The 14,042-nt window shown below is 33.9% G+C and carries 20 protein-coding genes; 14 read left to right on the plus strand and 6 right to left on the minus strand.

The features are described 5' to 3' along the window. Positions 1–114: 114 nt before the first annotated feature. Together AC2CGN_RS06670 and AC2CGN_RS06675 are read right to left on the minus strand one after the other, a co-directional pair. Complete coding sequence (locus AC2CGN_RS06670; RefSeq protein WP_484512809.1) at positions 115–420, minus strand: hypothetical protein; 306 nt, start codon at positions 418–420, stop codon at positions 115–117. Positions 421–486: 66 nt separating this feature from the next. Beyond that, positions 487–1,641, minus strand: coding sequence for a hypothetical protein (locus tag AC2CGN_RS06675; protein ID WP_484512811.1), 1,155 nt, complete (start codon positions 1,639–1,641; stop codon positions 487–489). Between the two features lie 115 nt (positions 1,642–1,756). Between AC2CGN_RS06675 and AC2CGN_RS06680 the strand changes: the two genes are divergently transcribed. After that, a complete protein-coding gene (locus AC2CGN_RS06680; RefSeq protein WP_484512813.1) occupies positions 1,757–2,026 on the plus strand; it encodes a hypothetical protein in 270 nt (89 codons plus the stop codon). Positions 2,027–2,123: 97 nt separating this feature from the next. On the opposite strand, the gene AC2CGN_RS06685 is transcribed toward AC2CGN_RS06680, so the two are convergent. Further along, complete coding sequence (locus tag AC2CGN_RS06685) at positions 2,124–2,699, minus strand: LOG family protein (RefSeq protein ID WP_429985146.1); 576 nt, start codon at positions 2,697–2,699, stop codon at positions 2,124–2,126. A 183-nt stretch (positions 2,700–2,882) separates the two neighbouring features. Between AC2CGN_RS06685 and AC2CGN_RS06690 the strand changes: the two genes are divergently transcribed. From AC2CGN_RS06690 to AC2CGN_RS06705, 4 genes are all read left to right on the plus strand, one after another. Further along, positions 2,883–3,200: a MazG nucleotide pyrophosphohydrolase domain-containing protein gene (locus AC2CGN_RS06690; protein ID WP_429981493.1), complete on the plus strand. Its 318-nt coding sequence runs from the start codon at positions 2,883–2,885 to the stop codon at positions 3,198–3,200. A gap of 13 nt (positions 3,201–3,213) precedes the next feature. Beyond that, entirely contained in the window at positions 3,214–3,657 is a 444-nt protein-coding gene (locus AC2CGN_RS06695) for a GNAT family N-acetyltransferase (RefSeq protein WP_429981494.1), read from the plus strand. A 157-nt stretch (positions 3,658–3,814) separates the two neighbouring features. Next, the gene (locus tag AC2CGN_RS06700) at positions 3,815–4,246 is read left to right on the plus strand and encodes a GNAT family N-acetyltransferase (protein ID WP_429985147.1); all 432 of its coding nucleotides are present in this window, start codon (positions 3,815–3,817) and stop codon (positions 4,244–4,246) included. Between the two features lie 151 nt (positions 4,247–4,397). Next, on the plus strand, positions 4,398–4,895 hold the full coding sequence (locus AC2CGN_RS06705) for a hypothetical protein (protein WP_429986693.1): 498 nt from the start codon (positions 4,398–4,400) through the stop codon (positions 4,893–4,895). A gap of 74 nt (positions 4,896–4,969) precedes the next feature. On the opposite strand, the gene AC2CGN_RS06710 is transcribed toward AC2CGN_RS06705, so the two are convergent. Continuing rightward, positions 4,970–6,142, minus strand: a complete 1,173-nt coding sequence (locus AC2CGN_RS06710) for a multidrug effflux MFS transporter (RefSeq protein ID WP_484512817.1) — start codon at positions 6,140–6,142, stop codon at positions 4,970–4,972. 217 nt (positions 6,143–6,359) lie between these two features. On the opposite strand from AC2CGN_RS06710, the gene AC2CGN_RS06715 reads away from it, so the two are divergent. The 3 genes from AC2CGN_RS06715 to AC2CGN_RS06725 all read left to right on the plus strand — a co-directional run bounded on the left by AC2CGN_RS06715 (position 6,360) and on the right by AC2CGN_RS06725 (position 8,205). Further along, positions 6,360–6,905, plus strand: coding sequence for a GNAT family N-acetyltransferase (locus AC2CGN_RS06715; protein ID WP_429987121.1), 546 nt, complete (start codon positions 6,360–6,362; stop codon positions 6,903–6,905). 127 nt (positions 6,906–7,032) lie between these two features. Next, on the plus strand, positions 7,033–7,254 hold the full coding sequence (locus AC2CGN_RS06720) for a hypothetical protein (RefSeq protein ID WP_286926741.1): 222 nt from the start codon (positions 7,033–7,035) through the stop codon (positions 7,252–7,254). A 174-nt stretch (positions 7,255–7,428) separates the two neighbouring features. Beyond that, positions 7,429–8,205 (plus strand): methyltransferase domain-containing protein, encoded by a 777-nt coding sequence (locus AC2CGN_RS06725; RefSeq protein ID WP_484513181.1) that lies wholly within the window; start codon positions 7,429–7,431, stop codon positions 8,203–8,205. A gap of 115 nt (positions 8,206–8,320) precedes the next feature. On the opposite strand, the gene AC2CGN_RS06730 is transcribed toward AC2CGN_RS06725, so the two are convergent. Next, entirely contained in the window at positions 8,321–8,719 is a 399-nt protein-coding gene (locus AC2CGN_RS06730; RefSeq protein ID WP_484512819.1) for a glucosamine 6-phosphate synthetase, read from the minus strand. A gap of 452 nt (positions 8,720–9,171) precedes the next feature. Between AC2CGN_RS06730 and AC2CGN_RS06735 the strand changes: the two genes are divergently transcribed. The 3 genes from AC2CGN_RS06735 to AC2CGN_RS06745 all read left to right on the plus strand — a co-directional run bounded on the left by AC2CGN_RS06735 (position 9,172) and on the right by AC2CGN_RS06745 (position 11,888). Further along, positions 9,172–9,495, plus strand: coding sequence for a DUF1827 family protein (locus AC2CGN_RS06735; RefSeq protein WP_484512821.1), 324 nt, complete (start codon positions 9,172–9,174; stop codon positions 9,493–9,495). Positions 9,496–9,682: 187 nt separating this feature from the next. Then, positions 9,683–10,804, plus strand: a complete 1,122-nt coding sequence (locus tag AC2CGN_RS06740) for a glycerol dehydrogenase (RefSeq protein WP_484512823.1) — start codon at positions 9,683–9,685, stop codon at positions 10,802–10,804. 256 nt (positions 10,805–11,060) lie between these two features. Then, positions 11,061–11,888, plus strand: coding sequence for a hypothetical protein (locus tag AC2CGN_RS06745; RefSeq protein ID WP_484512825.1), 828 nt, complete (start codon positions 11,061–11,063; stop codon positions 11,886–11,888). 225 nt (positions 11,889–12,113) lie between these two features. On the opposite strand, the gene AC2CGN_RS06750 is transcribed toward AC2CGN_RS06745, so the two are convergent. Then, positions 12,114–12,332: a hypothetical protein gene (locus AC2CGN_RS06750; protein ID WP_286926730.1), complete on the minus strand. Its 219-nt coding sequence runs from the start codon at positions 12,330–12,332 to the stop codon at positions 12,114–12,116. 272 nt (positions 12,333–12,604) lie between these two features. Here AC2CGN_RS06750 and AC2CGN_RS06755 point away from each other — a divergent pair, with 272 nt between their 5' ends. Genes AC2CGN_RS06755 through AC2CGN_RS06765 form a run of 3 tightly spaced genes read left to right on the plus strand, consistent with a single transcriptional unit; the run spans position 12,605 to position 13,928 of the window. Beyond that, entirely contained in the window at positions 12,605–13,246 is a 642-nt protein-coding gene (locus tag AC2CGN_RS06755) for a hypothetical protein (RefSeq protein ID WP_484512827.1), read from the plus strand. A gap of 21 nt (positions 13,247–13,267) precedes the next feature. Beyond that, a complete protein-coding gene (locus tag AC2CGN_RS06760; protein WP_484512829.1) occupies positions 13,268–13,750 on the plus strand; it encodes a hypothetical protein in 483 nt (160 codons plus the stop codon). Positions 13,751–13,778: 28 nt separating this feature from the next. Further along, positions 13,779–13,928: a hypothetical protein gene (locus AC2CGN_RS06765; RefSeq protein ID WP_484512831.1), complete on the plus strand. Its 150-nt coding sequence runs from the start codon at positions 13,779–13,781 to the stop codon at positions 13,926–13,928. Positions 13,929–14,042: the final 114 nt, after the last annotated feature.

Raw genomic sequence — 14,042 nt, forward strand, 5'->3', positions numbered from 1 at the left:
GCTTTTTAATTGAAATGAATCAAACTGGAGTGAAGAAAATTGAAAGAGGAAAAGAAAAAATCCCTAGCTATTTATGAAAACACATAGCTAGGAATTTTTTAAAATACCTGTATTTTAAATATAATGAGTTGGTTTTTTATTTCCTCTTTCATAATTATCCCTTAGCATTTCTGTAAAGTCCTGAGTTAATTTGGCTAATGATTTAGCATCGACTGAAGGGAAGGAGGGGAGTATTTCAAACAATTCAGGTTCAAAGGATATTTTTTTTCCTTTATACGACCCCATTATAATTATTTTTATTAACCCTATTTCGCCTAATCTTTTATAATGCTTACTCGTTACGATTATATCATTTTCAGCATGTAAGTTTAGCCATCTTCTTACTCGAAATTTATTAATGCAACCCACTCCCTTTCCCACAGGAACATAACACTACCAGATTAAGAAAAACCCACAATTCGAAAGAAACGTTAAGGTGATTTTCAATTATTGAGGAAGGTAAACCTGACCGTTAAGTGTTAGCTTAGAAGCAGAAATTAGAATTTCTTTGTTTGCTTTAAAATACGGATCTAAAATAGTATAAAAAGCGTCCCATTTTGCATCAATTTTTTCTTGCTCTACTTTTTTATCAAAAGCTAAGATTTCTTCATAAAGCGCTTTTAATTGCTTTTTATCAGCCTCACTCACTTCGAAAGCAAAGTCAGCCATGTACTCTTCAAATGTTTGGGGTGTATAGAAATCATCCATCATACTATAAAATTCAGTCCATAGCTTTTCAGAAAGTTCATCATTTTTATCTTTTTCTGCCCTTTGAGCATCGTCATAGATTGTTTTTAGCTTGGCTAACGTTTCGGCAGGAATAGATAATTCCGTGTCTGCCATATATTCTTCAAATGTTTGTGGAGGATAAAGTTTATCTAAATAAGGTTGAAGAATTGTATAAAAAGCTTCATATTTTTCATCTGCCTTGTCTTCTTCAATACCAGCTTTTGCAAGTTTCACCCATTCATCATAAATTACCTTAAGCTGTTTTTTGTCCTCGGCATCAATGACGATATTATTTTCACTAAATCCAAAATCTTGTAAATACTCATCAAAGGATTGAGGCTCCCAGCTAGCTAAGATGTAAGGCTTTGTGATTTTATACATATCCTCATAGATTTTAGCAATCTCATCGTATTTCTTTTCTGCCGCTTCTATAGAGGTATCTTCAAGCACACTAGCTTCTTTTTCAAGTCTTTTCATCTCATTAAATAACTTTTCTAATTTTGCTAGTTCCTCAGCTGTCACTTCTTTTGGTAGATCTCTTTTATAAACTTCGAATGTGTAGAAATCAGAATAACTGTTAACAATGGATCCTTCCACAGAGATTTCCTGTCCCTCTGTTAAATTTAATTTTTCTAATTGTTCCTTAGAAAATTTATAGAAGCTAATAAAGTAATTTTTCCCGTCTTTTCCTTTAAGATTGATCCCATCTCCGTAATTATCTGTAATTGTCCCAGTAATTTGCTGTTCCATTTGAACTGTAGCATTGTTGGGTGTTTGCACGGAAGTAGCTCCTGCCTGAAGTGGTGTCAAAACAGCTAATCCTAATGTTAATGCTGAAGCCATCATCCAAGTTTTTTTAAACGGTTTTTTCATCTTTGGTTGTCTCCTTTATGACTGAAATTGTGTTTCCATTATCTATACGATTTACCAGTCAAAAGGTTCCGTTTTTTTCAAAAAGTTAACATAGTAGGGTGTGATTATCTAATCGTTGTATAATAGTAATAGTAGTAGTACAAAGGATAACTTACTTTTTTTAGGGGAAAATTTAGAGATGGTAGGTGAGGACATTATGGGAATTGCAGAAGTCTTAACAGTAGTTTTTATTGTATTAAAGCTTACAGATGTTATTTCATGGTCTTGGTGGCTAGTATTATTGCCGGCTATTATATCGTTTAGCATTTACATAATTATATTGGTGGTGAAGCTAATCATGGTTATTATTGCAGTAGTAGCTGTGAAAAATCGTAAAGAAGTATAGGATAAAGGATAGTAAATGAGTGATACGGGGAAAAACTTATGCTGACTTTTTGATAGGTGAACTGCATGGTAAAAAATAATACCATGCAGTGATAGTTTTATTTTGAAAGCTGGTATGTTTTAATTGCGGGTGGCACATAGGTAGCGCATTTATCTAAGAGTGCCGCAATATTTTCGTCAACTAGCAATGTATCACGATTATGTGCTTGTAAAAATTGCTCATTCTGCATATGGTCAAAGAATGAAATGAGTAAATCATAATAATGATTGATATTCAAAATGCCACATGGCTTTTGATGAAGACCAATTTGATTCCATGTATATACTTCGAATAACTCTTCCAATGTACCTGGGCCACCAGGTAATGCGATAAAGCCATCAGCTAGCTCCATCATTTTACTTTTTCGTTCGTGCATCGTATTGACCACGATCAGCTCTGTTAAATGCTGATGGGAGATTTCTCGCTCCTCCAGTAATGTAGGAATAACGCCAATGACCTTACCACCTTCCTGCAGAACTGTATCTGCAACTGTACCCATGATTCCAACACTAGCTCCTCCATAAATTAAGGTAATTTGACGCTTGGCTAATTCCTTGCCAAGTTGAATAGCCCCTTCACGATAGGCCTCTGAAGCTCCAATGCTTGATCCACAAAATACTGCAATACTATTCATATATAGCTCCTCCAAATCTAATCTGATTGTTTCCTCCGATTAACAGGGAATAACACAAATAAATGAAAATCTACCTGTACCTCTCAATTCTACACACCAATCAGTGATAAAAATGTCCACTGATAGAAGTTTCATAGTATAGTATAATTTAATTTTGAGAGGAATGAAATGGAGGACTGAAAATTGAAAATAAATGAATTCCAGCAATGGATAAAGGAATACTATGATACGCGTGGATGGTCTGAATTGAATATTTTTACTCGTATTGGTTTTCTTGCTGAAGAAACAGGAGAAGTGGCAAGAGCTATTCGAGCTTTAGAAATTGGCAGAGACAGACCAGATGAAAAGGTTCAATCGTATGAAGAAAATAAGCAAGAGTTAATAGAGGAGCTTGGCGATGTTTTAGGGAATATTATTGTAATCGCTAATAAGTATGATATTTCCTTAGAAGAAATTTTCAACGCTCATCAAGATAAGCTAATGAAGCGTTATCAGGATTGAAAGGAGAAATTAGATGGACTATCAAGTTGAAATTTTACAAGAGAAGCACGATGCTTTCACTAATTTTTTAAATGCTAAAATTCGTGACTATAATGATGAACATTCACAATACCATCAGGAAAGCAGACAAAAGGGTTCGATATGTCCCTTAAATCTCATCGTCACTGATAATGAGCAACAATGGATTGGCGGCATCACGGCAGAGGTTTATTGGGGATGGGTTGAAATTAATAAGTTTTGGTTTAGTAAAGATTACCGTGGAAAAGGCATCGGTGGACAGTTATTAGACACAGCAGAAAAAACAGCCAAGGAAATGGGTGCAACAAGAGCATTGTTAACTACATATGAGTTTCAAGCACGTACATTTTATGAGCAGAGAGGTTATCAGGTTGTTGGAGAAATAAAAGATTATCCGCCTGGTAGTAGTTATTATACAATGGTGAAATTACTTGATTAACACAAATTGTTACTGATTCATAAGGTATATGAAGGGTATTTCAATATCGTATTAAAAGAATTAGATGAATAATAGTTAATATTGAGTCAATGTGATTCTATATCGCATTGGCTTATTTTTTAATATCAGGATCAATTACAAATAGGAGGAATGTACAATGTCACTTCGTATTACTAAAGAATTAAATATTCAGGATAAGCAATATATTAACGACGAACTTTACAGGTTTAATTTAAAACATTTTCCACAAGATTTGCGAGGAAGGTATGAAGAAATCTGTCTATTTCTTAAGGATGATAAAGGACATGTTCGAGGTGGGATTCTTAGTGAGATATGTTGGAACTGGTTGGAAATTCATACTTTTATAATAGATAGTGGAGTAAGGAAATCGGGTTACGGTACTAAATTATTATTAGAGCTTGAAAACATTGCAATAGAAAAAGATTGTGATTTCATTAAAGTAGATACTTTAAGTTTTCAAGCTCTAGAGTTTTATAAAAAGAATGGTTATCAAGTGTATGGTTGTATAGATAACGTAGGTAGAGAATTTAAGCATTATTATTTGAAAAAAGATTTAAAGGAAATTTGAATGATTATAATGCTATATGTAACATTTTACTGAATTGGCATTGTAATACGCTTTAATACATAAGAGCTATAAAAATATATAGCTGAAAGATGACTAAAAAACACTCCCAAATGTCAAACTTATAAAAAAGGGGAGATTTCGTGTGTATTCGATGTCGAATTTTAAATTACTTGTTGAAAAGCAAGCAGAGATTGATACTATTTATCAGAATTGTGATGACTTAATACAATCAACGGTAACACCTAAAATGGACGAGGAAGTTAATAAATTATTAGATGCTATGGATAAAAAATTAACAGAACAAGGCTTTACCATTACTAAGACATCCACAGGATTTATTGCCAAGTATCAAGAGGCTGTTATCAATATTGATAAGCATTCTAAGAATTTGGAGGAATGCTTTTTCGTTAATTTAAATAATTATGCTGAAGATCAAGTTTCCATAGTTTTAGATATGACAGATTCGATGATACCGAAGATATCCAATAATCTTGATGGCTACTCAGAAATTATCGAGCAGATGACGGATAAATTAAAGAAAGCTAAAAGTCTTGAAAAAGCCTGTATGTCACCGAAATTTATTTATAAGACACAGAGCAATATGGTTTTTCATTCTGCTGAGGAAGTTGTTGATCACTATTTTCAATAACAGGAAAGCCACCCCGAAAAAATAGGGTGGCTTATAGTGGAAGTTCTAATGCTTAAATATGCCCGCTACTATATTTAAACTATAAATTTTCTTCCGAAGAATAACATAATCATTGTTAAAATCACGAAATATAGAGGCATTGTGAGTAAGGAGCCATTATGCAAGAGACTCATGCCAGAAGTTATAAGACTCACTAGCAGGTAATAGCCTAAACTGAAAATAGCACCTGCTGTACCAATCACATCTTGAAAGCTGACAAGAGCTAAGCTTAAGCAATTGGGCAAAGCAATACCTGCCCCTAATAACATTATAAATATAGTACCTATTATGCTAGTAAATAGTACATGATTAGAAAACGGTAATATACTAACGATTAATTGTAAAATAGCGCCAGCAATCATCACATAGCAGCCTAAATGGATTACTTTTTCAGGCTTGAAATTGATGACGAGTCTTTTAGAAATCATTGCTCCAATAATAGAAGCAAGTGCCACAAAGATGCCAAGAAACCCATAGAGACCTGGAGATATATGAAAGTGCTCAATAAAAATAAATGGTGCCTCAGCATAGTAACTGAATAACAAACCATTTATGCCACCAATTAACAAGCCAAAAACAAGGACTTTAGGAGATGAAAGAATGCGCTTTACAACTGGAATAATAGCGATTCTTTTTCTCGTTGATCTATCTGTTGTTTCAGGAAGCCTCAAATAGGTGTAGATAAAAAGCAACATACTCATTGCAACGAGAACAAAGAAAACGGCTCTAAAGCCAAGTGCTTGATCGACCCAGCCACCAATGAGTGGTCCCACTGCAGGGGTAAAAGCAATGACGGCAGAAATTTGTGCAAACATTGCATGTCTTCTACTACCAGAAACACTTTCCCGTAAAATTGTTTGCGTAATAATGGAACCTGTTGCTGCTCCAAAAGCTTGAATAAATCGACTAACCAATAGAAAAGATATCGTTTCAGCATAAAAACACATGAAACAGCCAATTCCGTAAAAAATTAAACCGCCTAACATTGCCGGTCTACGTCCAATAAAATCAGAAAGCCATCCCCAACAAAATACACCTATGGCAAACCCTATAAAATAAATACTTAAAGTGAGCTGTACGGCACTATTTGAAGTATTCAATGCATGCGAAATATCAGGAAGAGACGGAGAATAGATTGTCTCACTAATCTGTGGAAATGCCACAAGTACAATCATTAATAGTAAAGATGGTGCTACATGTTTTTTCAACTTATTGCCCTCCTACAAGCAAAATCTACTTTTTAATGAAAGAGTAGATTAGAGTAGCTAGGGAAAAGGCGGGACCATTATTAGTATACGTTCATAGGATGTCATGTTATCACCTTAATATGCTTGAAGTAGGAGTGCATAGTCATATATAGTATAATTTAACTTTATATATATAGCAATAATTACTATGAATAGAATAGATTGAAGGAGGGGTTATATGTTTCCGATTTTAGAGACAGAAAGACTTATTTTACGTGAGCTGACACTGGAGGATACAAGAAGCATTTTTCATTGTTTTTCTCATAAGGAAGTGACACGATATTATGGGCAAGAACCATTTACAGAATTTAAGCAAGCAGAAAAATTAATAACGCTTTTTTCAAAAAACTTCACTGAAAAAAGGGGGATACGTTGGGGCATCGAACGAAAAGGAACAAAGGGAATTATCGGTACTGTTGGTTTCAATGTTTGGTCTCCAACACATAAACGAGCCGAAATTGGCTATGAAATTCATCCAGATTATTGGCGAAAGGGCTATACATTGGAAGCGGTAACTAAAGTAATTTCTTATGGCTTTAATGACATGGGGCTAACGCGAATAGGAGCTGTTGTATTTTTAGAAAATGAGGCTTCTAATCAATTGCTTATGAAAATAGGGTTTCAACAGGAAGGAATTCTTAGAGACTATATGTACCAAAACGGTGAGGCATACGATACATTGATTTATTCCATTTTAAAGGCTGAAGCTCATCATCTTATTTAACACCATTTATTGGTTATTAAATAGTGATATTGTAGTAGTTTTGTAGATTCATTTTTCGGTTATAGTGCTAATAAGAAGCTAGGTGTTAGGAAAGAAAAAATAGGAATAGGTTAGGGGCTTTATACCGATGGAATTACAATATAGTACAGCTTATTTTCAAAAGTTAGATTTGCTAGAAGGGTTATACTTAGGTCAGGCGTCATTAAGAGAAAAGATGCAGACCAAAAATGGAAGCGCTCGTTATGGGGAACGCTTTGAACAAATAGAAAAGGCTATTGTGAAACTAAATAAAGAAATTAGAATATTAGAACGTCACATCATTCAGTCTGTAGATTCGGTTATAGTTTGATCATTATAAAAACAACTCATGCTAATATTTATGAATGGCATGAGTTGTTTATTGTGATTTTGATAAGTTTAGCTTATCGAAAATGATAATTAACATTAATTTTTTTTATGTTTAGAAGAGGTTTACAATAAGAATACAAGATTATCCATATAAATTTTGAAAAGAGTGATGAAGATGGGCATTGATTTCCACAATATGAACAATCAATCAACGTATACAACTCGGTATGCAGATTTCTCATGGATGGAAACGATTAAAAAGCTTGTTCCGTTAGTAAATATTTCTAGAGCTGCTGATATTGGATGTGGTGGAGGAATTTACTCTAGGGCATTAGTAGAATTGGGCGTAGCTTCTGTCATTGGTGTAGATTTTTCTAAGGCTATGTTGGTGGGAGCGAGGGAAAATTGTAAGGATTATCATCATATTACATTTAAGCAGGGAAATGCATTGGATACAGGCTTAGACAACAGTAGCTTTCAGGTAATTCTCGAACGAGCATTAATTCATCATATTCAAGATTTAAAGGCATGTTTTCAAGAGGCGTATCGAATATTGGAGGATGATGGAATCTATATTATCCAGGATCGTACACCAGAAGACTGTCTTTTAAAAGGCGATGCCAGTCATATACGAGGTTATTTCTTCGAGTATTTCCCTAAATTAAAGGAGCATGAAATAACGCGTAGACATAGTAGTGAAAAAGTACTGGAAACACTAAAGGAAATTGGATTTAAGGAGATACAGGAAGTCAAGCTGTGGGAAACAAGAAAAGTCTATGAGAAAAAAGCACAATTACTCCAAGATATTAGGAATAGAACAGGTAGAAGTATTTTACATGAATTAGAAGAGGAAGAGCTGCAACAATTAGTAAAGCATATAGATGATTCACTGGACACAGACAGTACGATAGTTGAAAAGGATAGATGGACCATTTGGAAAGCAGTGAAATAAAGATAGTTTTTAGGTTTTTTTATCATCGAGGGATAATCCAATCCGTATTTACGATTGATTAACCCTATAATTTTAAATTAGCTCTCGTTTTGCTTTTAAACGAGAGCTTTCACTATTAGTCACCAGCTAGAGTGAGGAGGTAATTGTCTCGATCCTTTTCGTCCTGCATTTTATTATCAATGAGCATCGCACCGTACCATACCTTTGTTCTATCATTATCCACTAAAAATTGAATATTCACTTTCTTTTCTTTATGACTTATTGGACAATCTCCTTTAAACTCTACAACCTTTTGCCCTTTTTGCGTTTCAAAATATACCCAGTATGGATTTTTACAAGCACTTGCCAATCCAGATTCTAACGATTTTTGATTGTTTTCAAAGGAATAATTTTTAACGTATGTAATATATTCATTATCTGTAATGTCCTTTTGTGGACCGTAAAAGTACCAAAATACCCCTAAAATCCCAATTGGCACAATCCATAATATATTCCTCTTGCTTAATTTCCCCATGTTTGCATCCCCCTTTATTTAGCTATTTTATCACCTTTATACCGATTTTTGCTAGCTTACAATAATATTTACTATTTTTTTGTTTTATTGTCATAGTGAGTCTAAGGGATGATGTTCAGTTATATAATACGAGGGTGATTGTTCTACTTTAAGAAGGTATTTATGTAATCATTATAATGGCATTGTTTTTCATTCTGCTGTTGCTTGTTTAGAAATTGTTCAGAACAATATGTTATTTTATTAATGTAACATGATAAATGTTATTCATTGCGCAAAAAGATTGGACTCAAATGATGTGAGATTTGAGTCTAATTTTTTATTTTTAGGAATTTTAACAAAGAGCTTCCATTCAATTTTGAGGCAAAATTTATAAAGCTGTTTGAGGTAATTTAGCTATTTAACAACGTAATTCCAAGCATTCAATGGAGACTAAGCTGATGGAGGGAACTAAAATGGCTATAATCTATCAATTTTCAAAAAGAACATTTCGGGATATAACAAATGAAGGTGTCGTTGACGTAGATAAAGTTACAGCTGATTTTATTGGAAGCGTTATAAAAGTCTACGAACGCAAAGGGACAATAATTGTACATATTAAAGATAAAAAGGTGAATCATGTGAGCATTTCTAATACTAATGGCCAGGTTAAGGAATGGGAAATTAAATACGCAATAGAACAGATTTTAAAAAGTGAAATTAAAGATGTGTTTGTACATGTCAGTAGAACTGGAGTAATTCATGTATGTACAAAAGAGGACAATACTTTTATCAAATAGGTACACTCATTTTGCTGTAATCAAAATCTTACATACATATTTGACTATTCTAAAAGATATCGAGTGTAGTTTCCTCGATGTTTGGAGATAGTCTAAAACAATTTAGAAGTTCTTTTTATTTTTCTTATATTTTTTTGCTGATAGTAAATAATACATAAGAAATCTGATTATAAGGGGAATATTCTAAATGTTAAAAAAGCCGAAGTCCATTACATCACCTAAAAAATTCATAGTGGGTCAAAATTTATTAGAAGTATTATCTAATTACACAAAGATTTATGGTGACCATGCTTATGTAATATGTGATGAGTTTATACTTGAACGAGCAAAGGAAGAAGCTGGTAGGTCTTTTGAAAATGAGGGATTTAAAAGTGAATTTGTGAAATTCAATTATGAAATTACACAAGAAGAAATTGATAAACACCGAGAGGCGGTAAGACAATCAGGTGCAAATATCATTGTGGGTATTGGAGGGGGAAAAACATTAGATACAGCTAAAGCTGCTGCTTATTATGAGCAATTACCTGTTGTAATTTTTCCAACTATAGCTTCAACCGATGCACCATGTACAGCACTCGCTGTTATTTATCATTCTGATGGTTCATTTGATCGTTATTTGTTCTTACCCTCAAACCCAGATATTGTGTTAGCTGATACAAAGATATTAGCAGCTGCACCAACACGTTTTTTTGTAGCTGGTATTGGTGATGCTCTTGCTACTTATTTTGAAGCACGAGCATGCTACCGTAAAAATGGTGATAATTTGGTGAATTTAAAGCCAACACTATCGGGACTTGGAATTGCTAAAATGTGTTATGACACTATTTTAGAATATGGTCTACAAGCTAAAATTGCCGTGGATCAAGGAATTACTACGCTTGCAGTTGAAAACACAATTGAAGCGACCATATATTTAAGTGGTGTTGGTGCTGAAGCTGGTGGCTTAGCTGCTGCACATGCAATTCACAATGGAATGACCGCCGTTCCATCCCTTCACCGTGCACAACATGGTGAAAAAGTAGTATTTGGTTTATTAACACAGCTTGTTTTAGAAAGTGCACCGAAAGAGGAAATTGCAACTGTTATTCAATTTATTAAAGAAATTGGTTTACCATTAACCTTAAATGATCTTGGTATGGATGAATTCCGAGAAGATGAATGGAGAAGTGTAGCAGAAACTGCATGTGCTGAAGAGGATACCATGAAGAATATGCCACATCCAGTTACTCCTGATGATGTGTATCAAGCAATTATTGCTGCAAATGCATTAGCAGAACATTATAAAAATGAAGTGAACTCCCAAAGTTGATTTTAATGGATATGAAATACAAAAATAAACAAAAAGCATATCTTAGGATTTCTAAAATATGCTTTTTTGATTTATTTTTTATGCTCTAAAATTGGATTTAGATAAAATTCAAAGGAAAAAGTCCCGTTGAATATGTAGAGATTTTGAAAAAAGTCCAACAACAAAGTAAATATATGCTTATAATTCTCGATGAATACAAGAGAAGCTTTTTTTTGGAAAGCAGACAATCAAAAAGGGAAACAAGGGGGCGCTTACTTTGCTTGAATGGACTAGTGATACATGGGGGAAGCTGATGGGACCTTATGGATCTGGAGAGAACGTACCAATGCTGCTACAGCAGTTGATGCAGGAGTATAACCAAGAAACGGCTGATGAGCTCTTTCAGGAATACTTGTTTCATCAGAACACGATTTATACGGTCACATATGCGTCTGTTCCTTATTTAGCAAAGATGGCTCGTATGACGAAAGATCCTGAAGTGCAGCGCCATCTTTTTATTACATGCGGCATCATAGAAGCAAGCCGTGACAAGAACGATTCAATGCCGTATCCTACAGCTTGGGTGGAACTCGCTGAGGATGTGGGAGCATCAATCTGTGAGGACATCTACAGTGGATATATTGAGGCCATACGTGATATAGCTTCTTTAAGTGAAGAGGTGGTTACCCACACTGCTCTTGCTCCAATTGATGATGTAGAGAAACGTTATATTCTTATCGCAGATTCAGCCTTTCGGGGATCAAACAAATTGGCGAATATGCTGTTAACATTTACGGCAGGGGATGAGTACATTGCAGTGTGTCAAGAGTGCAACCAGGAAGTATATTTGTGGCCGAATGAAGAGGATGGGCACATACAGGCATTTGCGCAAGACCCTGTGTTTGAAGAAGAACAACAGGCTCAAATAGTTATACCTGCATCTCAGTATTTGGATGCAGATCAAGCGATGTTAGCGGATCAAGTGATGGCGATTGGCGAACACGGTCTTGCTCGCCATTTGCCATATCTGGCTGGTGAGACAAACTGTCCTTCATGTGGAGTGAACATACCAATTTGGCAAGCACTGCTCTCGATATTTGACTAATTAGTTAGTTTACTAGTTTAATGGAAGCGCTGAATTTCTATGGAGTAGTTAGATGAAACGGCAATCCAAGGAAATTTGTAATTTATCGTTTATAAAGTGTTACTGAAGCGGTAACTATCGTGGTAGTATCATAGTTTCTAAACCTCAAATTTAAAAAGAGAAAGATGGAATAAATAGTTAATCTTTCTCTTTTGAAAATCTAGTAGAATAAACCCACTATGTGAATTATTTTGATTCATCTTTTTCAACTGGATCTATATACTTTGTCTGTTCCTGTAAATCTTTATCACTGTTTGTATTGTTAGTTCCTCTAGTTAAATCGTCAAATGGTGTATACATATTGATGATTTTCTTTTTCTTTATAACAATATTGAATACCCCGAAAATGATTAATCCGATGGACATAACTCCAATTACAACAACAATAGCAGTAATTATTTTCAAAACCTCCTTTGTTTTATTAATTATATATTAACAATATTTTTTGTAGAATAAAAAATAATAACACGCCAAATACCGCCAATGCCAATGGCGGTATTTGGCGTGTTTTATTGTATAGAGCGCCAAAAAAGTGGCGGTAATATTTCGTTGAATTACCAAAATAAGTAATGGTAAGATTAGCTTAACAAACTAGTGAAACCATCTAGATTAAATTTTATATTATAAAAGGTAATGAATATGAAAAAGTTCTATGTGCTTTACTATTAGTAATCTTAATGGGAATTACCACAAACGCAGGCTTTGCTAAAACAATTGAGCCCGAAAAGAATGATGGTAATTATGAAATAACTGATGAAAAAGTTATTGATCAACAGGAAATTAATGGGAGATTGAAGGTTGTCTTTGATTATCTTAATGAATATGCCAATGACGTAGATTTTAATGGACAAAGTCATTTAATATTTGAGATACCTATTGAAGAGAATATTGTAGTATATGCTAAAATCTCCAATCAAGAAGCATTAAAAGCAAGAGCAATTGGTAGTAGTTCTTATTCTGTAAGTGAAAATACAACATACAATTACACACTTACATTAAATAATATAGTAGGTACTGGAGACACTACAGTTTATACTCTAAATTATACTACTGGAGACCCTGTATCTTCAGGGAAAGATGCGTATAGGCTAACTGTTAATAAGGTTTCCATTAAAGGGACTGCCCCTTCAGGTTATACTTTAGGAAATAATGATACTTGGATTGGTAATACAAACGGTAACCTCATAGTAGATACAGGTGGTTATATAAAATATACACGTGTACTTTGGGCATATAAAACTGTTAATTTTAATAAAGTTAGTCTTAGTAGTGTTGTAGGAAGCAAAGTAGTAGGAGACTATTCATATGATGTTAACTAAAAATGGATGAAAGTGATGTACATGAAAAATAAAACTATATTAATTCTAATCTTATTACTATCCTTAGCTGGTATGATCTATTTTCTTATTGAAAAACAAGCTGTAGCAGGTTCGAACACTCCAAATGTTAAGGTAGAGATGCGCGAAGAATTACCAAATGGAGAGAGTAAGGTTGTAAAGCCCATTTACGAAATTGATGAGCAAATGCAAAATTGGCTCAATAAAAAAGGAGAAGAATTAACGACCAATATTGCGAATCAATTAAAGGTAGATCGTAAGAATGTTAAGTTGGTATTAGCACCTATTGCTACTGGGGAAAATAAAATGTTAGATGTATCTTGTTCGGTTGTCCTGCTTAAGTCAAAACTAGCATTAGGCGATGAAAGGATTCAAAAAGTAGTTGAGGAGATAATCGATCCAATTACTAACCAAACAGATGCAAGGGCAACAATTCGTACAGAGAATATTGTTATTACAAATAGTAATAACGAAGTTCTTCATTAAAAAAAAGGGGGGATTCTCCTTCATGTTCATGACACTAACTACAACTACAATTGTCACATATTTAACACTAGCAAGTTTATTATTCACTATACCTCAAGTAAGGGAGTTAAAAGTCGAAAACAAAAAACTAAAAGAAGAAATAGAAAAGATAAAGAAGCAGATGTCAGATTCCAAATAAATAACAAGAAGAGTTTTACAAAACAATCGGACCATATAATTTGACTTTACTTATAATTCCATATATTCTATTAAATGTAATTAATTGGAGGAGATAAACTTAAAAATCAAATTA

Source organism: Lysinibacillus sp. DFXJR4 (assembly GCF_057196045.1).